Source organism: Winogradskyella sp. 4-2091, from assembly GCF_045765065.1.
In the GTDB taxonomy this organism is placed as follows: domain Bacteria; phylum Bacteroidota; class Bacteroidia; order Flavobacteriales; family Flavobacteriaceae; genus Winogradskyella.
The window spans coordinates 211241-231251 of record NZ_JBJKOD010000005.1; the positions used below are offsets into that span (position 1 = coordinate 211241).

The 20011-nt window shown below is 31.6% G+C and carries 21 protein-coding genes; 10 read left to right on the forward strand and 11 right to left on the reverse strand.

Annotation, left to right across the window (positions count from 1 at the left end; genetic code table 11):
* The first annotated feature begins 3 nt into the window (after positions 1–3).
* The 3 genes from ACJBCC_RS08795 to ACJBCC_RS08805 all read left to right on the forward strand — a co-directional run bounded on the left by ACJBCC_RS08795 (position 4) and on the right by ACJBCC_RS08805 (position 3006).
* Positions 4–1095: an AAA family ATPase gene (locus ACJBCC_RS08795; protein WP_407556970.1), complete on the forward strand. Its 1092-nt coding sequence runs from the start codon at positions 4–6 to the stop codon at positions 1093–1095.
* Positions 1096–1154: 59 nt separating this feature from the next.
* Positions 1155–2426 (forward strand): DUF58 domain-containing protein, encoded by a 1272-nt coding sequence (locus ACJBCC_RS08800; RefSeq protein ID WP_407556971.1) that lies wholly within the window; start codon positions 1155–1157, stop codon positions 2424–2426.
* A gap of 163 nt (positions 2427–2589) precedes the next feature.
* Positions 2590–3006: a DUF2141 domain-containing protein gene (locus ACJBCC_RS08805; protein WP_407556972.1), complete on the forward strand. Its 417-nt coding sequence runs from the start codon at positions 2590–2592 to the stop codon at positions 3004–3006.
* A gap of 71 nt (positions 3007–3077) precedes the next feature.
* Here ACJBCC_RS08805 and ACJBCC_RS08810 read toward each other — a convergent pair whose 3' ends face one another.
* From ACJBCC_RS08810 to ACJBCC_RS08820, 3 genes are read right to left on the reverse strand one after another with little or no spacing between them, the layout of a single operon-like run.
* Positions 3078–5351 (reverse strand): FecR domain-containing protein, encoded by a 2274-nt coding sequence (locus ACJBCC_RS08810; RefSeq protein WP_407556973.1) that lies wholly within the window; start codon positions 5349–5351, stop codon positions 3078–3080.
* Positions 5352–5380: 29 nt separating this feature from the next.
* Entirely contained in the window at positions 5381–6295 is a 915-nt protein-coding gene (locus ACJBCC_RS08815) for a FecR family protein (RefSeq protein ID WP_407556974.1), read from the reverse strand.
* A 57-nt stretch (positions 6296–6352) separates the two neighbouring features.
* Positions 6353–6865: an RNA polymerase sigma factor gene (locus ACJBCC_RS08820; protein WP_407556975.1), complete on the reverse strand. Its 513-nt coding sequence runs from the start codon at positions 6863–6865 to the stop codon at positions 6353–6355.
* A 131-nt stretch (positions 6866–6996) separates the two neighbouring features.
* On the opposite strand from ACJBCC_RS08820, the gene ACJBCC_RS08825 reads away from it, so the two are divergent.
* Positions 6997–8316, forward strand: coding sequence for a hypothetical protein (locus tag ACJBCC_RS08825; protein WP_407556976.1), 1320 nt, complete (start codon positions 6997–6999; stop codon positions 8314–8316).
* A gap of 70 nt (positions 8317–8386) precedes the next feature.
* On the opposite strand, the gene ACJBCC_RS08830 is transcribed toward ACJBCC_RS08825, so the two are convergent.
* Positions 8387–8866, reverse strand: coding sequence for a Dps family protein (locus tag ACJBCC_RS08830; protein WP_407556977.1), 480 nt, complete (start codon positions 8864–8866; stop codon positions 8387–8389).
* A gap of 102 nt (positions 8867–8968) precedes the next feature.
* On the opposite strand from ACJBCC_RS08830, the gene ACJBCC_RS08835 reads away from it, so the two are divergent.
* The gene (locus tag ACJBCC_RS08835) at positions 8969–9907 is read left to right on the forward strand and encodes a LysR substrate-binding domain-containing protein (protein WP_299101435.1); all 939 of its coding nucleotides are present in this window, start codon (positions 8969–8971) and stop codon (positions 9905–9907) included.
* Between the two features lie 68 nt (positions 9908–9975).
* Here ACJBCC_RS08835 and ACJBCC_RS08840 read toward each other — a convergent pair whose 3' ends face one another.
* The 7 genes from ACJBCC_RS08840 to ACJBCC_RS08870 all read right to left on the reverse strand — a co-directional run bounded on the left by ACJBCC_RS08840 (position 9976) and on the right by ACJBCC_RS08870 (position 15180).
* Positions 9976–10974: a hypothetical protein gene (locus ACJBCC_RS08840; protein WP_407556978.1), complete on the reverse strand. Its 999-nt coding sequence runs from the start codon at positions 10972–10974 to the stop codon at positions 9976–9978.
* The gene (locus tag ACJBCC_RS08845) at positions 10952–11998 is read right to left on the reverse strand and encodes a cytochrome-c peroxidase (protein ID WP_407556979.1); all 1047 of its coding nucleotides are present in this window, start codon (positions 11996–11998) and stop codon (positions 10952–10954) included. The genes ACJBCC_RS08840 and ACJBCC_RS08845 overlap by 23 nt, the downstream gene beginning before the upstream one ends.
* Before the next feature lie 61 nt (positions 11999–12059).
* Positions 12060–12860 (reverse strand): MbnP family protein, encoded by an 801-nt coding sequence (locus ACJBCC_RS08850; protein ID WP_407556980.1) that lies wholly within the window; start codon positions 12858–12860, stop codon positions 12060–12062.
* Positions 12861–12925: 65 nt separating this feature from the next.
* A complete protein-coding gene (locus ACJBCC_RS08855) occupies positions 12926–13303 on the reverse strand; it encodes a hypothetical protein (protein ID WP_299101427.1) in 378 nt (125 codons plus the stop codon).
* A 91-nt stretch (positions 13304–13394) separates the two neighbouring features.
* Positions 13395–13592 carry a hypothetical protein gene (locus ACJBCC_RS08860; RefSeq protein ID WP_299101425.1) on the reverse strand — a complete coding sequence of 66 codons (198 nt, stop codon included), beginning with the start codon at positions 13590–13592 and terminating at the stop codon, positions 13395–13397.
* Positions 13593–13814: 222 nt separating this feature from the next.
* A complete protein-coding gene (locus ACJBCC_RS08865) occupies positions 13815–14639 on the reverse strand; it encodes a TIGR00266 family protein (RefSeq protein WP_407556981.1) in 825 nt (274 codons plus the stop codon).
* Positions 14640–14724: 85 nt separating this feature from the next.
* Positions 14725–15180 (reverse strand): DUF4442 domain-containing protein, encoded by a 456-nt coding sequence (locus ACJBCC_RS08870; RefSeq protein ID WP_299101421.1) that lies wholly within the window; start codon positions 15178–15180, stop codon positions 14725–14727.
* A gap of 147 nt (positions 15181–15327) precedes the next feature.
* Here ACJBCC_RS08870 and ACJBCC_RS08875 point away from each other — a divergent pair, with 147 nt between their 5' ends.
* The 5 genes from ACJBCC_RS08875 (at position 15328) to ACJBCC_RS08895 (ending at position 19966) form a co-directional block, all read left to right on the forward strand.
* Positions 15328–15774 carry a DUF4870 domain-containing protein gene (locus ACJBCC_RS08875; protein ID WP_407556982.1) on the forward strand — a complete coding sequence of 149 codons (447 nt, stop codon included), beginning with the start codon at positions 15328–15330 and terminating at the stop codon, positions 15772–15774.
* A gap of 90 nt (positions 15775–15864) precedes the next feature.
* On the forward strand, positions 15865–16206 hold the full coding sequence (locus ACJBCC_RS08880) for a PadR family transcriptional regulator (protein WP_020896132.1): 342 nt from the start codon (positions 15865–15867) through the stop codon (positions 16204–16206).
* A complete protein-coding gene (locus ACJBCC_RS08885) occupies positions 16203–18014 on the forward strand; it encodes a PspC domain-containing protein (protein ID WP_407556983.1) in 1812 nt (603 codons plus the stop codon). The genes ACJBCC_RS08880 and ACJBCC_RS08885 overlap by 4 nt, the downstream gene beginning before the upstream one ends.
* A gap of 131 nt (positions 18015–18145) precedes the next feature.
* Entirely contained in the window at positions 18146–18874 is a 729-nt protein-coding gene (locus ACJBCC_RS08890; protein WP_299101416.1) for a head GIN domain-containing protein, read from the forward strand.
* 255 nt (positions 18875–19129) lie between these two features.
* Positions 19130–19966: a GIN domain-containing protein gene (locus ACJBCC_RS08895; protein ID WP_407556984.1), complete on the forward strand. Its 837-nt coding sequence runs from the start codon at positions 19130–19132 to the stop codon at positions 19964–19966.
* Positions 19967–20011 lie beyond the last annotated feature (45 nt).

Consider the following 20011-nt stretch of genomic DNA (forward strand, 5'->3'; position numbering starts at 1 on the left):
ATTATGGAAGATCAAAATACACCATCATCAGAACATTTAGATGACAACGTACCAAGTGAAGAAAACGCAGTTAACGATACTAATGCTATTAACGATGTAAAAGAAGAAACAACAGCACCAGTTTCTGAAGGTTTTCAAAGCCGAATAGATTTGCAACCGCTTCAAACCAGTGTTGAAGATATTAAAAGAGAAATCGCAAAATTCATAGTTGGTCAAAATGAAATGATTGAGCTTTTAATCATTTCTATTTTAACTAATGGGCATTCTTTAATTGAAGGTGTTCCTGGTGTTGCAAAAACAGTTACAGCTAAAATGTTGGCCAAAACGATGGCTGTAGATTTTAGCAGAATTCAATTTACACCAGATTTAATGCCTAGTGATATTCTCGGAACCTCTATTTTTAATGTAAAGTCGAGTGAATTTGAATATAAAAAGGGACCAATTTTTTCTAACATTGTATTAATTGATGAAATTAACAGAGCACCTGCAAAAACGCAAGCAGCTTTGTTTGAAGTCATGGCTGAACGACAAATTACCATGGATGGTACGCGTTATGACATGGAATTGCCATTCTTAGTTTTCGCAACGCAAAACCCAATTGAGCAAGAAGGAACTTACCGTTTACCAGAAGCGCAACTAGACCGTTTTCTATTTAAAATTGAAGTGAATTACCCATCTTTAGAGGATGAAATTCAGATTTTGGTAGATAATCATTCACGTCAAGACAAAATGGATTTTGATTCAATAAAAGCCGTATTGTCTGCTGAAGCCATAAAGAATTATCAGAACCTAATTAAGCAAATAGTTGTTGAAGATAACCTCATAAATTACATCGCTGCAATTGTAAATAATACCAGAACAAATGCAAACCTTTATTTAGGTGCTTCACCAAGAGCGTCTATTGCAATTTTAAATGCAGCAAAAGCAAATGCCGCAATTAATGGTAGAGATTTTGTAACACCAGATGACATAAAACGTTGTACTAAAGCGGTTTTAAAACACAGATTGGTACTAACACCAGAACGCGAAATGGAAGCATTTACCGTAGATAAAGTTGTAGATCAAATCCTTGAAACCATAGAGATTCCGAGATAGTGAAACGCTTTTTTAAACATACTTATTTAACCTTTCGGTTTTTTGTTGTTGCCATGATTATGGTAGCACTTTTCATCCTTGCTTATATATATCCTGGTTTATTAAGTGTTGTAACTTTTCTATTTTTTATTGCTATAGGCTTAGTCATTATTGATTTAATCTTGTTATTCAAGCAGAAAGGGATTTCAGCGTCTAGAATTCTGCCCGAAAAATTAAGTAATGGTGATGATAATCCTATAGAATTAACCATTCAGAATGACTATAATTTTAAAGCAGATTTACAATTAATTGACGAAATGCCTTTTCAGTATCAAAAGCGCGATTTCGAAATTAACACACAACTCAGTAAACACAATAAAAAGAAAATAACCTACACTTTAAGACCATTAGAACGTGGCGAATATTACTTTGGCAATCTCAACGTTTACGTTAATTCGCCAATTAGTTTAGTAACACGACGTTTTCAGTTTGCAAAAGATGCTATGGTGCCTAACTATCCATCGTTTTTACAATTGCGAAAATATATGCTCTTAGCGTTTTCTAATAAACTGTTTGAATACGGCTTGAAGAAAATTCGCAGAATTGGCCACACCATGGAGTTTGAGCAAATTAAGGATTATGTTAATGGTGATGATATTAGAAATATTAACTGGAAAGCGACAGCTAAGCGCAACCAACTCATGGTTAATCAGTTTCAAGACGAACGTTCACAACCTATTTATTCGGTTATAGATAAAGGTCGCGCTATGAAAATGCCGTTTGATGGATTAAGTTTATTGGATTATGCAATTAACGCCACATTAGTTATTAGTAATGTGGCATTAAAAAAGCAAGACAAAGCCGGTATGTTTACTTTTTCGCGCAAGGTTGAGAATAAAGTAGCTGCGGAAAGACGACCATCGCAGATGAATAAAATTTTAGAAACTTTATATAACGTAAACACAGATTTTTCAGAATCTGACTTTTCAAGATTATATATTGATGTAAAACGAAGCCTTACGCAACGTGGTCTGCTTCTACTCTACACTAATTTTGAAACTTTAGACGCACTACATCGACAGTTGCCTTATTTAAAAGCAATAGCGAAGAATCATCTCTTAGTAGTTATCTTTTTTGAGAACACCGAATTACAAAAATTAACTAAAGTTGAAGCTGATAATACGTTTGATATTTTTCAGAAAACCATTGCTGAAAAGTTTATGTACGAGAAGAAACTCATTGTCAACGAGCTTCAAAAACATGGTATTCAATCTATTTTAACTGCACCAGAACATTTAACAATTAATACTATCAATAAGTATTTAGAGATTAAGGCAAGAGGATTGTTGTAGAACATTTGTTGGTTGAAATTGTTTTGATTTAAAATAAATGACATCTCATCCCATTAAAAATACAATTCAGTAACTTGAAATTTAGAAACTGAGATGTTTTTTAGACATTTGAACCATCAACGAAAAAGAACAGTTGCACATTAACCATCAAATCAATTTTATTATGAAAAATTTACTTTTAACATTCGCACTAGTATTAACTACATTATTCAGTTTTGCTCAAGATAACAGTTCTACTATCACAGTAACCATAGATAACGTTACAAGTGATAAAGGAACCGTAAAATTATCGTTACATACGGCTGACACATTTATGAAAGGTAAAGGTTTAATGACCGCAGAATCTGAAATAAAAGACGGAAAAATTTCAGTTACTTTTGAAAATGTTGAAGCTGGAGATTATGCTATTATTGCATTTCATGATGCTAATAGTAATGATAAAATGGATTTTAGAGATAATGGAATGCCTTTAGAATCTTACGGCGTTTCTAATAACTCTATGTCTTTTGGGCCACCAAATTATGATGACGCAAAATTTAAAGTTGCAGACAAAGATTTAGAGTTAAATATTAGATTCTAACAATCACAACATCATTCAATCAAAATTTAAGGAAAAGTCATTAAGCAATTAATGGCTTTTTTTAAATCTTACTACCAATACAATCTAAACATTAAATTTGGCGTGATACCCAATGCATATTTGTCAATACGTTCAATAGAATCATCTAAACTATTATTCCCTCTGTATTCTCTACTAATAAGGTTCTTGTGATTGTAAACATTCCTAATTGACAAACCTACTTTTCCTCTTAAATTATTGTATTCTGAAAATTTAAAACTATACGTTGAAGAAAAATCTAAACGATGATAATTTGGCAATTCACCTGTATTAATACCATCATTAAATACTAAATCATCATCACTTTCTTCTGATTTGGTATATGGTTTACCAGTTTGCCATTTCCAACCTAAAGCCAATTGAAACTTATTTAAATTATAACTCAAAGCTGTTGAGACTGCGTGTGTGACATTAGATTTGGACTTAAAATCTCGACTATCGTTTAGATTTTCAAAATTACTTAGAGATCTATTATAAGAATAACTCAACCAAGTATTAAAATTATTAAGGCGCTTTTTAGCAAACATATCAACACCAAAAACACGTTGTTTACCAATATTAAAATTACTATTTTCTGGATTTAAAAATCCTAAAGACAACGCAGTTATGTTTTTAAGTTTCTTAAAATAAGCATCTACATCAATGCTGAAATCACTTTTATTATAAACTAATCCTGCAGAGATATGTTTGCTATTAATTATTGGAAATTCATCGCCATCTGCTAATCGCCAAAGTCTATTCTCTAATGACAAATCACTTAAAATCGTTTCATCAATTTCGCTTATAATCTGGTTTTTAATTTCGGCTGTTGCTTGTAATTTCAGATGTTTAAAAATGGGTTTTACCAACTGTAATCTTGGTTCTAACCTTACCGCATCTAATTGCTTAAAATAGCTAGAACGTAAACCAACAGTGACATCAAAAAGTTTTGGGTTTTTATACGCGTAGCTACCATATAAACTATGAGATTCGATAACACTTTTTTCTTCATCTAGTATAAAGGCTACATTTGTGGTATTTAAAAAAGCAAAAGCAACATCCTTTAAAGTATATTGAAAACCTATAGAAATCGCACTTTTACGAGATAAGTCTAAGTTCAATTCTGAAGCGATACCAGAATCGAAAATAATATTTCGTTTATCAAAATCTGACACTTGCTCACTATCTTCTCTTGTTATGTAATTATAGTTGAACTGATAATCAGAAAAGAAAGCGGTTGTGGTTTGCGATAATTTTTTCTTCCAGTGTATTGTCCAGCCTAAACTATAACCATAGTTACTCGTTTTTAATTTATCACTGTATGTGGTATTATTTTCAGCATCATTAAACCTGTAATCAAGTTCATTTTCAATTGAAATAAGACTGGCATAAAAGGCATTAGTTCTATTTGGTTTATAGTTCAGTTTTAAGTTATAATCTAAAAAGGAAAACATATTAATTCCGTTGTTAGAATCTTCAATTTTAGTACCATCAAAAACTTTGTCTGTTAATTGACGGAATGTAAACGTCTCATAAACGTTTGTATAATTGCGCCTAAATGACGCTTGTATATTCATTTTCTCTTTAACCACAGGAATATCTATCAAAACATCACCAGCAATACCATTAAAACCAATTTCGGCTTTTAACTTTTTTGGAATTTCAGAAAGAGACGTAATATCAATAACGCTAGATAATCGTTCGCCATAACGTGCATGACTGCCTTTATTTATAAATTTTATATTAGAGGTTACATTTGGGTTTAATGGCGAAATCATTCCAAAAAAATGACCTCTGTGATAAATGGTAATGCCATCCCAAATAAGTCTATTTTGGTCGGAAGCACCTCCACGAACAAAAAAGCTTGTTGCGGTTTCATTAGGACTTAAAACACCTGGTAATAATTGAATACTTTCCAAAACATCTGGCTCAGTAAGACCTGGTAAAATACCTAATTTTATAGGTTTAATAATATATGAGCCATCACTGCGTTTTTCTATGCCTCGCGTTAAATAACTCCGAATTAATACTTTATCTAGGGCATTAAATTTTAAATCTTCTTCTGCCACCTGATTGATAATTATATAGCGATCATTAATAATCTTATAATCAAAACCGACGTGTTCTTTTAAAGCATCTAAAACTTCTAAAAGCGTTCGCTTTTTTCTGGTAATTGTTATTCGTTTCCCTATGAAATCATCGTCTTTATAGGATAACAAAACATTATAAGTGTCTTCAATTCTAGTAAACGTCTCCGCAACATCTTCGTTATTACAAGCTATATAAAAAGCCTCTTCTTGAGAAAAGGCTAGTAATGGGAGTAACATTAAAACAAAGATATTGATTAACCTCATATTTAATATCTAAGATTAATGTTACGGTTTTCTTTTTCAGAATATTTTATGTCTAGAGTTTCAAAAACAGTTTGTAATGCTACTTTAAGATTATTGTGTGGAAAACCGCCTGTAAACACTACAGAATCGTCAATTTCTATTGTATTGAAAGTTATATTATATTGCTTTTCTAAAGCTGAAATGACATATTTTACTGGTACACTTCTAAATGTACTCTCGCCTTCTATCCATGTTGGTTTTATATGTTGAACAAAATTAGATGTAGCAGGAAGCCCATTTAATTTCTGTACAGTTTGCGATGGCAATAACACATGCTCTGACACATCAATTTTAACAGCAACCTTACCTTCGTAACACACGACATCAAAATAAGATCCATCAGATATAACATTAAATTGTGTTCCTAAAACAGTTACATTACCATTTATTGTTTTTACTGTAAACGTGTTTCCTTTTTCTACCTTAAAATACGCTTCGCCTTCTAGGTTGACAATTCTTTGTTCTGCCCAACTTTCCTTATTGTAAGATACTTTTGATCTGGAGTTAATAATCACTTCAGAGCCATCTAATAATGCTATCGTTTTTTGCTCGCCAAATCCTGTTTCTATAGACACATTACCACTGTCTAATAAGAAGAATAAACCAAAAAACAATATAACAGATGCAGCTGCAGCAATTGACCAATATTTATATAATGGTTTTACTTTAGGTGAGTTAGCATTTATACGTTGTTGAATTTTAGAAAAAGAAGCTTCAGTTGGTGCTACTAGTTGCTCATAGACTTCAATACCTTTTCTAATTTTAGAAAAGGCATCAAAATCAACACTACTAACTAATTCTTTTAGCTGATTGTCTGATAAATCACCAGCTAACCATTTTGCTAAATAAACATCTTTATTTGTATTTTCTTTTTCCATGATATTCTATAACTAAGACAACTCTAAAAACTAAAACCCTACTTCTATTATTAAAAATTAAACATTTCCTATTTTTTCGCGCATTACAACTAAAGCAAGATGCATTCTTTTCTCAACAGCCTTTACCGAAATATTAAGTTGCTCTGCTATGTCTTTATATTTTTTCTTTTCAATTCTATTTAGTAAAAAAACTTCGCGTTGTTTATCTGGTAGAGCTGCTATGGTTGCTTCTAATTTCTCCATAAACTCTTTTTCTAACAGTATAAACTCAGGAGACTCATTGTTATCTATTTTATTAAATTGCTTTGTGTAATTGTCTTTTACTTTTTGATGTTTTATGTCATTTAAAAACATATTATGTGCAGTACTGAAAAGGTAACTTTTTACCTTGTCATAATTAACATTACTACAATTGCTCCATAATTTCACAAAGGTTTCTTGTAATATATCTTCTGCCTTGTCTGCATCTTGTGTTTTAAAAAATAAAAATCGCCTAATGGATTTAGCATACGTATTGTATATTAACTCAAAGGTTTTAGAAAGACAAATATTACAGTTATTTTTAGACATTGCAAACAATTAATTCTGTGTCAAAACTATAAAAAAAATAGTTTTAGAAAAAAGTAGGGTTTTTAAAATTTGAGTTGTCTTACGGTTGATTGACCTCGATAATTTATTTTAACTTTTTAATTCTAACACCAATGAAAACGTTTAAACTTACTATTTTGAGTCTTGCGATGATACTTTTTGTATTCACAGCTTGTACCAACAATGAACCTGTAATCGAGGAACAACAAACCACTGAAGAAAGTGAGTCAATTACCACTACACTAGATCAATTACGAGCACAATTTGATGATAACGGCAACGTTTCTCAATTTAATAATCCGGCTGGAAATATTGTCTTAGATTTTTGTTTCGATTTTGTCTACCCTTTAACCTTAGCCTATAATAATGGAACTACCGTTTCAATTTCAGATTTAGATGGCTTAATAGATATAATGCTAAATTCTAATGATAATTTATTTATAAACGGTATTGCATTTCCTTTTAATGTTGAAATTTATAATGAGTCTACCAATAGCATAGAGATTGCAACAATAACTAATGAAAGTGAATTTACATCATTAATTGAATCATGCGATTTTAACACAACTGGTCCTTGTGAATGTTTTGAAGTTTACGATCCTGTTTGCGTAGAAATCACGAATCCTAATGGAGATACTTTTATTGTAACTTATTCTAATGAATGTTTTGCTGCTTGTGATGGCTTTACTTCAGATGATTTTGTTGAAAACTGTGAAGAAGACTACAATAGCACAAATAATCAGTGTTTTAGCTTAAATTTCCCGGTTTCAATAATTATTGATGGCAATACCACAGTTGAAGTTAACTCTGAAGCAGAATTGAACACTGCGCTTTATGACGTTTATGATTTTGATTTTATATATCCTATTTCAGTTACTTTAGAAAACGGAAATATAGTAGATGTGACAAGTTCTGAAGAATTAGAAAATATTATAACAAATTGTTTTGGATGTCCTTGTCCTGCAAATGTAGATCCTGTATGTGTAGAAGTAATCGATACAAGTGGTAATATTCTAACAATTTCATATAACAATGCTTGTTTAGCACTTTGTGATGGTTATACGGAAGCTGATTTTGTGGCCTGTAATTCTGGAAATCCATTATGTTTACCAAGTGCAATCACAACTGCTCTAGTAGAAAATTCAGGTTGGACAGTAAGTAATATTAATGGTTCTCAAGATTTGAATGGTTATGAAATTTCATTTAATGCTGACGGCTCTTTACAATGGACATCTGATGGAAATACGTTTTCAGGCACATGGTCTGCAGTAGAAAATCCTATTTCTGGTAATATGTTGTCATTGAGTTTTTCTGGCCCAGACTTGCAACAAGCAACAGGTCAATGGATGGTTGTAGATTGCGATTTACCTTGCTCAATTTCTCTGCTACTAACCAATGGAGACGTAATGGAACTAAGCAGATCTTGTAATTAATTAAAATAATATCAAAAAAAATCCCTTCAAACATAAATTTGAAGGGATTTTTAATTCTAATTGTATATTTCTATACAGTTTCACCTAACCACGCTTTCATCATCCAAACTGTTTTTTCTTGTTCGGTAATAAAATCGCTCATCATTGAGTTTGTTCCTTCATCATTAGCATCGCCTGCCATTTCTAAAATAGATCGCTCCATTTCTAACAACTGACTTAAAGAGTCTACTATGAGCTGCACTGCTTTTTCATCCTTAGAAATATTTTTTCCTACAGGAACTTTTGCTGCTTTTGTATAATCGTCAAACGTATGTAAAGGTGTTGCTCCCAAAGTTAAAATACGCTCTGCGATTTCATCTACCTTAACGTTGGTATCTGTGTATAATTCTTCAAATTTAACATGAAGATCAAAAAACCCTCGTCCTTTAATATTCCAATGAATACCTCTCAAATTTTGATAATACAATTGAAAATTTGCTAATAACTGATTTAATTCTTCAGCTAATTTTTCTGTTTTTTTGGTATCTAAACCTATGCTATTTAGTGTCATGATATATTTCTTTTGTTTACACAAATTTACGGTTGAAATAAGCAACAAATAGTATAGTTTTTATGAATACTTTTAATACTTTTATAGCCAAAATTAATAGTTATGACCATTACACAACTTAAATATGCATTAGCCATTGCAGAACATAAGAACTTCACAAAAGCAGCTGAACATTGTTTTGTGACTCAACCTACACTAAGTACTCAAATTCAGAAGCTTGAAGATGAATTAGACATTATAATTTTTGATAGAGGAAAAAAACCTATTGAATTGACAGATGTTGGACGTAAAATAGTTTTTCAAGCAAGAAATATTGTAAATGAAGCTGATAGAATACAAGATATTGTAGATCAACAAAAAGGGTTTATTGGAGGCGAGTTTAGATTAGGTATTATACCAACAGTGATGCCTACCTTATTGCCAATGTTCTTGAAGAATTTTATAAAGAAATTTCCTAAAGTTAAATTAAAAATTGAAGAATTAACCACTGAAGAAATTTTAGCGCGTCTTAGTGACGGACATTTAGATGCTGCCATTGCCGCAACACCTTTAGAAAGTGATAATATTAAAGAACGTGTTTTATATTACGAACCATTTGTTGCTTACATTCCAAATAATCACAGGTTAAGGGATATGAAAACAATTGAAGTAAGAGACTTAGATATTGAAGATATGCTGCTCTTAGAGGATGGTCACTGTTTTAGAGATGGTGTTATTAATCTTTGTAAGGTATTTAAAAATCAAGTGGATGAAAACTTTCAATTAGAAAGTGGTAGTATAGAAACTTTAATAAAATTATCTGATGAAGGTATGGGAATGACATTATTGCCTTATCTGCACACATTAGATGTAAAAGAAAAAATGAATTCTAATTTAAGGCATTTTACAGAACCTTCACCTGCAAGAGAAGTGAGTATCATTTATCATAAAAGTGAACTAAAAATGCAAATAATTAATGCATTACATGATGTCATTTCTGGTGTTATTCGTGGTGCAATTGCTTTTCAGAATGTAGAAATTATTAGTCCTAAGGCTAAATAATCTATCAATAAAAAACCTCGTAATAAGAAATACATATTACGAGGTTTATTCTATTAAAACGTCATTACTTATAGTGCAAAGTTGACGTAAACGGAAAATCGTTGTTTCGATTTTACATTATCTCCAAACAAACTCTGACTTAGTGGTAAGGTATAATTAGCACCAAAGATAAATTTATCTATTGCTAACTCTGAACCCAACGAAGCATTTAGAATACTACCATCTGTATCTTGCAAGGTTTCGTCGTACTGCTTTATTGAATTATACACATCACCAGACAAGCCTATAAAAGGCATAACATTCATTTTTTCTCCTGAGAAAACAGTATAAACGTTAGTTGAATAACTGAATTGATTACCAAACTGGTAATTATTTTTATTCTCACCTTTTAGGTAATAACTGAATAATGTATTTACACCTATTCTATCACTTCCGTAGTTATAACCAACAGAGAAAACACCATCTACACTGCCTGTACCAACTTGAAATCCTGGATTTACATTATCTGCCAGTCGTTCTTCAAATTTGCCTGTAGGCAGCTTAACACCAATGCCAAATTGAATAGAGTGACCAGAAGGTTCTTTTGTGAGATTATAATCAATAGCTGTGCTGTCGGTTGTCTTTTTCTTATAAAACATAATTTTATACCAACCAATAGCGCTAATATCTCCTAATCCATTTAGGTTTTCTCGTTCGCCTTCAAAATTTCTAGTCAAATCTTGATATGGCACATTCGCCGTAACATAAAACGAATCACTAATGGGTACTTGAGCCCATAATTGTACGGTATTGAAGGTTTCTTTACTAATTGGTGAATTACTAAAAATACCAGCTTTCGATTCAAAGTTTTGATAAATGTATCGTAAACCTACAAAATTTGCATTGCTTAGTGTACCATACCCAAAACTCCCACTACTTGTTGAGCAACCGCATAAATCACAAAACCAAGCTTCAGGATTATGGTTATTACAAATGGTATTGGGATGATGAGCGTACATCATTGTATTACAAAGCAATAACAAACCAAGTATTGCATATCTAAAATTAAAATTCGGCAAATCGTTCATCTTCTAAAAATTCATAATCAGTTAAAGTTTGTAAAAAAGCGATTAAACTTTCTTTCTCGTAATCACTAAGTGTTATACCATAGCTGCCATCTCCTCTCAATAATTCATCATCTACATTTCCGTTGTCGACCATCGCAGAATCGTAAAAATCTAAAACAACTTCTAGCGTAGCAAATCTACCATCATGCATGTATGGATACGTTACTTCTACATTTCTTAAGCTAGGCACTTTAAATTTGTATAAATCTTCGGTGTTCTCTAATATATCGTAACGTCCTAAATCATTTAGTTGCGGATTTATAGACAAACCATTATTTCTAAAACTTTGGTCCGTAAATAAATCAGTTGCATGGCATGTGGCACATTTATTCTGAAACGTATTCAGGCCATCAGATTCTAATTGAGTAAAAGTGATGTTGTCCTCATTTCTCACATATTTATCATATTTAGAATTAGAAGACACCATCATAATCATAAACTGAGATAAGGCCTTCAGCATGTTCTCGGTGTTTACCTCACCACCTTCGAATGCTCTTGCAAATTGCTCTTGATAATAGGAATCCGCTTCTAATTTTGAAATAACGTTACTTAACGTTTCTCCCATTTCTACCTCACTTGTTAGAGGAATAATTGGTTGTAAATCTAAATGCGAGGCTGCACCATCCCACATAAATGAGGTTTGGTATGCTAAATTTTGAATAGGTTGAGCATTTCTAAAACCTACTCCTCCATTAACACCATGACTTAAGTTATGACCATGGTGTGTAAATGCAAAAGCTTGCTCGTGACAAAATGCACATGCTATGGCGTTGTTAGAAGATAGTTTACCTTCATAAAACAGATCTTTACCTAGTTCAAAACCCGCTTCTGTAACCTGATTATTGTCTAAATTATAAACAATATCAGGAAAATTTGAAGGCACTTGTACATCTAAATTGACAGGTTCGTATGTTGCTATTTCTGAAGATTCTGAACAAGAAAATACAGTGACAATAGCAACAATTAATAAGGTTACTTTTTTCATAATCAATAAAATTTATTAAATCATTGAGAGCTAAATAAAACTCTCAATGATTCGATATTGATTAATCGTTATGTATGTGATGAACCTCAAACATTGATTGAATATTTGTAGCAATTATAGGTGTTTCGGTAGCATCAGTATGTACTTGATCATAACCATCTGCGAAGTTTGCAGTCGTCACACCATCAAAAACCTTAGAAATATCTGCTACAATATGAACCTCTGGAGAGCTATCCTCTCTCACTAAAACAGTATTGGGAAAATTTAATGTTACTTCCTTATAATTATCTAAAGATGTACCAACACTTCCCATATGAACATTTAACGGCTCATCAGTAACAGATGGTGTAGAAAATGTGCCATCGATACGAACAAATTTGTAGCCAGAAGCCCAACTCCACATCATACCTTCGTCTGAAGCTAACTCTAAGAACGCTCCTTGACCATCAGCACCTAATGCAAAACGATCTTGATCTATACCAATCCCAAACGTTATTTGAGTGTAGTTGGCTGCATCAACATCATTTAAAGTAACATAAATCTCGCCTGCATTGTTACCATTTGATTCACTAACTATAAACACGTTGTCTTCTTCAGGATAATAAAACGTATTGCCTTCATTATCCGTTACTCTTACATTACTGATAATGTATTTTAGATTTGATAATTGAAATGTTTCGCTATTAGATTTAGAATACGTTGTACCAAAGATAAAATCCTGATCTCCAACAGAATTATCAAATTTAAGTATTAAGTCTCCACTCTGACCCGATAAATTTTCTTCATTATCATCATTGTCTGTAGAACAATTAGTCAGTATTGCGCACGCCAATAGTGCAAATGTATATTTTAGTAATTTCATTTGTATATGTTTTATTTTATAATTTAAGGATGTTTAGGATTGAAAATCCTAGTCGAAAAATAAAACTATACCATAGGTGGTTTAAAGTGGAAGTATTCAAAATTAAACATATAATTCTGAGTGCTAAATGCTATTTTTTGTTTAGCCATATATAAATTATGACTATTAAATTCAAAAGGACTTATATTTTCTGAAAATACAGGAAAAAACGAATCGAACAAACTTAAAACAGCTTTACCACTATCGTCTGTAGTGTCTAGCGCAGTAAGTTGCTTTGCTAAATGACATTTACCGTTACATTGTAATTCTGGCTTATCTGTATTAACACAATACGTCTCAATGATGTAATCGATATTTAGTTGGTAATACATAACGTTACCAACAAAGTATAATGGTCTTAAAGCAAAAGATAAAAATAATATGAAGATTACTACTTGTCTCAAGTGTAATATTTTTTTTACAAAGGTAGATTTAAAATCAACGAAAGCAAAAAAAGAAATCATAAAAAAAGTGACTCGTAAGTCGCTTTTTTCGTTATGCTTTCAAATAAATTAAACATTGATCTAATTCTGGGTTTTGATTGATTAGGGACTGAATATAAATTCTAAGTTCTTCAAGCTCGTGAGGTAATAATCGTCTCACTGCTTTTTGAACTTCCTTGCAGAATAAAGCAGCATCAAAACTGACTTTGCCAAGTACTGTCTTAGTGTACTCATACATTGCTCTTGCCATAGGATATTTTAAGTTTTAGGTTTAACAAAAGTAGATTTCTAAATATAGGCTTTGATTTTTAATTCACTTTAAAGGTAGCAAAAAAAATGGAATCGAATTTAGTTCATAAAAAGTTTAACAGCTTTTTATGTTAAACTATTCGAATTTATCAACTAAATCTTCAAATTTTAAAAGAGAACTTTTACAATTTAAATAGCTAATATAAAGCAATCTACACCGTGATTAAAATCGATTATCACCATCTAATAAATCTCCAATACCGCCTAAAATACTCCCTTCACCTTTAGATTTTCCGCCTCTAGGAACAGACGCTAAAACTCTACCAGCCAATCTGCTAAATGGTAACGATTGAATATACACTTTTCCTGGCCCTTGTAATTTTGCAAAAAACAACCCTTCTCCACCAAATATGGAGTTTTTAATTCCGCCAACAAATTCTATATCGTAATCTATGCTTTGAGTAAAACCAATTATACAGCCAGTATCTACTCGCAGTGTTTCACCTGCTGCTAAAGTTTTAACAGCTGTAGTGCCACCTGCATGCACAAAAGCCATACCATCACCTTCCAGTTTTTGCATTATAAAGCCTTCTCCACCAAAAAGTCCACGACCTAATTTTTTAGAAAACTCTACACCAATACTAACACCTTTTGCTGCACATAAAAATGCATCTTTCTGGCAAATAAATTTACCTCCAAACTCTGTTAAATCTATTGGAATAATTTTTCCAGGATAAGGCGAGGCGAAAGACACGTTTCGTTTACCCGTTAAGTCATTATAGAACGCTGTCATAAACAAGCTTTCACCTGTTAGAATTCTTTTCCCTGCACCTAAAATTTTACCTAAAAAACCAGTATCCTTTTGAGATCCATCACCAAATATGGTATCCATTTTTATACCATCATCCATCATCATAAAACTTCCTGACTCTGCTACAACACCTTCTTGTGGATCTAGTTCTATTTCCACGTATTGCATTTCTTCTCCGTAAATACGATAATCTATTTCGTGTGCTTGTCTATTATTATTGTCTGGTAATCTTTCCATAGCTAATTATTAAAATGATTTAATTGATTCAGTTATATGTAGATATTTTCTAAACTTTGTTACAACACCTTAGGTATTAATTAATTTAAGCTTTTACTTTTAGCGTCCATTGAAAATTGAAGGTAGATACTTCTACACCTTCTTCATTAATCCCTTTAGAATTTAACCAAACTGTTTGCCCTTCTCCAGTTTCAATGGCTTTATTAATGGCATCATCAATTAAGTTTCCCTCAGTACAGCTAAACGTTATTCTTCCTGTAGCTTTTTTTGAGAATGACGCATTATTAGATGCCACAAGCATCGATACTTTTTTACCACTATCTCTTATTTTATTCATTACCAAAGCACCAGTTGTTAATTCGGCAGCCATACCTTGCACTGCCCAAAACATAGATTTAAAAGGATTTTGATTTACCCAACGATGTTTTACCGTTACCACACAAGTATTATCATCTAATTGTTTAGTTCTTACACCTGTAAAATAAGCCGCAGGAAGTTTAAACATTAGATAGCTATTAAGTTTTGATGGTGTAATTTTCATATATATAGTTAAAATTTAGCACTAAAATAATTTAAAATTAACGACTTCGCTAATGTTAATAAAATGTTAATTTTTAGTACTATGCGTAACATAATACCTTTTTAAAGACATATATTTGTATAAGCAACTATTATATACTTTTATATTATGTTAGACACACATCATAAAAATTTAGCCACATTTATTCATTTATCTACCTTTTCAAGGTTTTTTATTCCTTTTGGAAATTTTATAGGACCTATAATTTTATGGGCAGCAAATAAAGACAAATCAACCTTTATTGATCAACATGGAAAGCAGGCGATAAATTTTCAGATTAGTGTTTTACTATATGCAATAATTATAGGAACCATAAGTGTACCCTTTTTTATATTCAAAGTATTTAGAAATATGGATGTCTTAGATTTTCATGGTTTCAACAATTTCCATATCAACATAGGAGAACCTTCACCTCTATTATATATAGGAGGCGGTTTAGGCGCTTTAGCAGTTATTGCTTTTATAATTGAATTAGCACTTATTGTAAAAGCTAGTTTATCTGCTAGAGATGGACAAGAATTTACCTATCCACTCACAATTAATTTTTTAAAATAACAATTTGCGACTTCATCACTCGCTGAATAAATCAAAATAAATCATCAATCAAAAAATGAACAGTTTAATAGAATTAAAGACTCATAACACATGAAAATAGAAAACACAAAAGCACAAATGCGTAAAGGTGTTCTGGAGTATTGCATACTATCAATCTTAAAAGATGAAGATGCTTACGTAGCAGAAATTCTGGGCACTTTAAAAGATGCAAAAATGCTTGTTGTAGAAGGTACTATTTATCCACTATTAACAAGATTAAAAAATGCTGGATTACTCAATTACCGTTGGGAAGAATCTACATCAGGACCACCAAGAAAATATTATGGTCTTACGGAAACAGGCAAACTGTTTCTAAATGAATTAAACTCCACATGGAGCGATTTACAAAATGCCGTTAACCTAGTCACCAATACAAAAACACCAAAGAAATGAATAAAACAGTCAATATAAATTTAGCAGGTATATTCTTCCATATAGATGAGGATGCATACCTTAAGTTATCGCGCTATCTTGAGGCTATAAAACGTTCATTTACAGACTCTCAAGGTCGTTCAGAAATTATTGCAGATATTGAAGCAAGAATTGCTGAACTATTTTCAGAACGCATACAAAACGAAAAACAAGTGGTTGGTATTAAACTCGTTGACGAGGTTATTGCTATAATGGGACAACCAGAAGATTATCTCGTAGATGATGAAATCTTTGAAGATGAACCAAAACAACAATATAGACAAAAATCTGCCTCAACTAGGCGTTTATTTAGAGATACAGACAATTCTTATGTTGGTGGAGTTGCTGCAGGTTTAGGTCATTATTTTGGTATTGACGCATTATGGATTAGACTTATTTGGGTTATTCTTTTCTTTAGTGCTGGTACAGGTGTTTTACTTTACATTATTTTATGGGCTTTAATACCCGAAGCCAAGTCTACTGCAGAAAAACTGACCATGACTGGTGATCCGGTTAACATCAGTAACATTGAAAAAAAAATTAAAGACGGCATTGATACAGTCTCAGAAACCGTAAAAAATGTTGATTTAAAGAAACATGGCGACAAATTAAAGGAAGGTTTTGACCATGTTTCTGATAATATTTCCGAAACCGTAAAAAGTGTCGATTTTCAGAAACAGAGTAATAAACTAAAATCGAGTTCTCAATCATTTTTTGAAACTATAGGCACAATAATTATGTTTTTTCTAAAAGTGATAGCCAAGTTTATTGGTGTTCTCTTAATCATTATTGGGCTTAGTGCAATTATTGCTTTAATCGTAGCCTTTTTTACGGTAGGTGTAACAAATGCAGTTCATTTTCCTGGTATGGATTTTATTCATGCATCTAATACCGCGAATATTCCTATTTGGTTAATGTCCTTATTATTGTTTTTTGTAATAGGAATACCGTTTTTCTTTGTCTTCTATTTAGGTCTCAAAATTCTAGTAAACAACCTAAAATCTATAGGTAGCATTGCCAAATTTACATTGTTAGGACTTTGGATTATGGCAATTATAGGTTTAGTCATTACAGGTGTTAAGCAAGCAACTGAACATGCCTATGATGCCAATTTTACACAAGTTGAAGCACCTCTTAATATTACTTCTGGCGACACATTAAAAATAAAAATGGTAAGTCATGACGACTACAACAAGCATTTGTACAGCGATTATAACGGCTATAAAATTATGCCAACTGATAATGATAATAGTATTATATCTACAACTGATATTAGATTAATAGTTAAATCAACAACAGATTCAATAGCTCGCATTAAAATAAATGGATTTGCAAGAGGAAGTAATTACGATTTAGCGAGAGAACGTGCTCAAGACATTAATTATAATTATACTATTGATAATAATGAATTGAAGCTAGATTCTTATTTAATTACAGATGCCGTAAATAAATTTAGCGATCAGCATATAGAAGTCATCATTTATTTACCTGAAGGTTCAGTGTTTTTTGCTAATAATAATACACATAACTTTTATAGAAATTACAGATCTACAAACAACATTCTTAAAAGAGATATGAGAAATCAATATCTAAAAGTTATTGAAGACGATGTAGAATGTTTAGACTGCTTTACTGAATCTGAAGAAGAGACTAATGAAGCTGAAAAAACAGAAGACCAATCAGAAACAACTACAGCTGTAATGGACACAACTGCAATAAGTAAAAAAGCTAAAGTAGATTATAAAATAAATGATACCGATGGTGTTAACATTGAAGTTATTGACAATTGAGTATCAACAATCTACAATTCATCATATTAAAATTTATAGCACATATTAATCCATTTAAATTTACAAAAAAAATAAAAATCATCAATCATCTATATCAATTACAAAATGATATAGAAAAACAATCAATCATTATGAGTACACTAACCAAAATTATCGTGACAAGTGTTATTAGTTTAATGCTTCTATCTTGCAACTTTTCTATGAATTTAGGACCAGGAGTAGATGGCAATGGCAATGTTATTAATGTAGAGCGTAGCATCTCTAACGATTTCGAATCGATTAAAATTAGCCAAGGTATAGACCTTTACATTACACAATCTAATAATATAGCATTAACTGTTGAGGCAGATGAAAACCTTATGGATCTTATAATGACTGAAGTCGTAGACGGAACATTAAGAATTTATTCTACAGAAAACATTAGACGAGCAACTTCAAAAAAAGTATTATTAAATATTGAAACCATATCTTCTATTAAAGGTACAAGCGGAAGCAGTGTTTATTCTAAGAATACATTAGAAGTGGATAAATTAGAGCTTCATACAACTAGTGGCACGCATATTAAAGTAGATGTAAAAACTAAGAAGTTAGAATGTAGCACGACCAGTGGAAGCGAAATAGAAGTTAGTGGAATTACTGAAACACTTTATGCCAATGCAACAAGTGGAAGTGATATTGATGCATCAGATTTACAAGCTGAATCCTCAGATGTTAGAGCCACTAGTGGTGCTGATATTTCTGTTAACACTTCCAAGACGTTAATTGCTAAAGCAACAAGTGGTGGCGATATTAGATATTCAGGAAACCCAGAAAAAATAGAAACAGCAGACTCGTCGGCAGGTCGTGTGCGACAAGACTAAATTTAGTTTTACTGATAAAGTAGAACAAAACAATCTTAACAAAAGACTAATAACCAATCAATTGTAGGCCATTTCAAATTCTTTGTAGAGTTTGGGATGGTTTTTGCTTATCTTAGTTTAATAGATTTTAATTGACCAATATTAATTAGAAATTGTTAATATTGACATTCAGAACTTTTTTTAGTAGTCAAAACCAATAAAGAGTGACTATTACGCTATGTTTTGTGTCTTTTAAATGACAATAAACTTTAAGATATGAAAAAATTACTACTCATTCTTCTTTTATTTATCACTGTAGTACCGAATATTACAGCCCAATCTGAAGAAAAAATAAAGGGTAACAGAAATGTTACACTAAGGCAAACCTATATAGACGATTTTCATTCCATTGTAGTTGAAGGCGATTTTTCTATAGAGATTGTTTATAACAGTAAACCTTCTGTAAATGTAGAAGCTGACGACAATCTGCATGACGTTATAGATTTTAACGTAGTAGATGGTGTGCTTACCTTTATTGAAAAAATGCGAATTTCATCTAAAAAGAAACTGAATATTACGGTTAATTACGCTGACGGACTTCATACTATAGAAACAAAAGGTGATGGAGAAATTAGATCATTAACCTCTATGGAGCTTGAAGATGTTACGTTAGTTACTTCTGATAATTCTAGAGCCTATTTAAATATTATAGCCAGAACATTTGATTATAAAAGTTCAGGTAAGTCTAAGACTAGATTAAACTTAACGGCAGATTCTACTAGAATTGAACTAAGCGACAATAGCAAATTAGATGCTTTAATTACATCTAAAACATCGAACTTTGATTTATACCAACGTGCAGACGCAGTAATAGATGGAAACACAAACAACTCGGTAATACGATTAGATAATTCAACCAATTTTAATGGTTCAAAATTTGACGTAAAAGCTGTGGATGCAAGTTTAGAAGATTCTAGTGATTTGACTATATCTGCTACAGAAAGTATTACAATTGCATCGACAGGCGATTCTGAAATCTATTTGTACGGAAGCCCATCAATTATAATTACTAAATTTGATGACACTTCTAAATTGCAAAAAAAGAAGCGCTAAATACATACCTTTTTATATAGAAAAAGCCAAAGTAAATTTACTTTG

Excerpts from the sequence above, each read along its gene's own strand:
- ACJBCC_RS08895 (WP_407556984.1), top strand. The coding sequence starts at position 19,130 with ATGAAAAAATTACTACTCATTCTTCTTTTATTTATCACTGTAGTACCG.
- ACJBCC_RS08845 (WP_407556979.1), bottom strand. The coding sequence starts at position 11,998 with ATGAAAAAAGTAACCTTATTAATTGTTGCTATTGTCACTGTATTTTCT.
- ACJBCC_RS08815 (WP_407556974.1), bottom strand. The coding sequence starts at position 6,295 with ATGGAAAAAGAAAATACAAATAAAGATGTTTATTTAGCAAAATGGTTA.
- ACJBCC_RS08890 (WP_299101416.1), top strand. The coding sequence starts at position 18,146 with ATGAGTACACTAACCAAAATTATCGTGACAAGTGTTATTAGTTTAATG.
- ACJBCC_RS08800 (WP_407556971.1), top strand. The coding sequence starts at position 1,155 with ATGGTAGCACTTTTCATCCTTGCTTATATATATCCTGGTTTATTAAGT.
- ACJBCC_RS08825 (WP_407556976.1), top strand. The coding sequence starts at position 6,997 with ATGAAAACGTTTAAACTTACTATTTTGAGTCTTGCGATGATACTTTTT.
- ACJBCC_RS08795 (WP_407556970.1), top strand. The coding sequence starts at position 4 with ATGGAAGATCAAAATACACCATCATCAGAACATTTAGATGACAACGTA.
- ACJBCC_RS08880 (WP_020896132.1), top strand. The coding sequence starts at position 15,865 with ATGAAAATAGAAAACACAAAAGCACAAATGCGTAAAGGTGTTCTGGAG.
- ACJBCC_RS08860 (WP_299101425.1), bottom strand. The coding sequence starts at position 13,592 with ATGGCAAGAGCAATGTATGAGTACACTAAGACAGTACTTGGCAAAGTC.
- ACJBCC_RS08850 (WP_407556980.1), bottom strand. The coding sequence starts at position 12,860 with ATGAAATTACTAAAATATACATTTGCACTATTGGCGTGCGCAATACTG.
- ACJBCC_RS08870 (WP_299101421.1), bottom strand. The coding sequence starts at position 15,180 with ATGAAAATTACACCATCAAAACTTAATAGCTATCTAATGTTTAAACTT.
- ACJBCC_RS08835 (WP_299101435.1), top strand. The coding sequence starts at position 8,969 with ATGACCATTACACAACTTAAATATGCATTAGCCATTGCAGAACATAAG.
- ACJBCC_RS08820 (WP_407556975.1), bottom strand. The coding sequence starts at position 6,865 with ATGTCTAAAAATAACTGTAATATTTGTCTTTCTAAAACCTTTGAGTTA.
- ACJBCC_RS08865 (WP_407556981.1), bottom strand. The coding sequence starts at position 14,639 with ATGGAAAGATTACCAGACAATAATAATAGACAAGCACACGAAATAGAT.
- ACJBCC_RS08830 (WP_407556977.1), bottom strand. The coding sequence starts at position 8,866 with ATGACACTAAATAGCATAGGTTTAGATACCAAAAAAACAGAAAAATTA.
- ACJBCC_RS08840 (WP_407556978.1), bottom strand. The coding sequence starts at position 10,974 with ATGAACGATTTGCCGAATTTTAATTTTAGATATGCAATACTTGGTTTG.
- ACJBCC_RS08885 (WP_407556983.1), top strand. The coding sequence starts at position 16,203 with ATGAATAAAACAGTCAATATAAATTTAGCAGGTATATTCTTCCATATA.
- ACJBCC_RS08810 (WP_407556973.1), bottom strand. The coding sequence starts at position 5,351 with ATGTTACTCCCATTACTAGCCTTTTCTCAAGAAGAGGCTTTTTATATA.
- ACJBCC_RS08875 (WP_407556982.1), top strand. The coding sequence starts at position 15,328 with ATGTTAGACACACATCATAAAAATTTAGCCACATTTATTCATTTATCT.
- ACJBCC_RS08805 (WP_407556972.1), top strand. The coding sequence starts at position 2,590 with ATGAAAAATTTACTTTTAACATTCGCACTAGTATTAACTACATTATTC.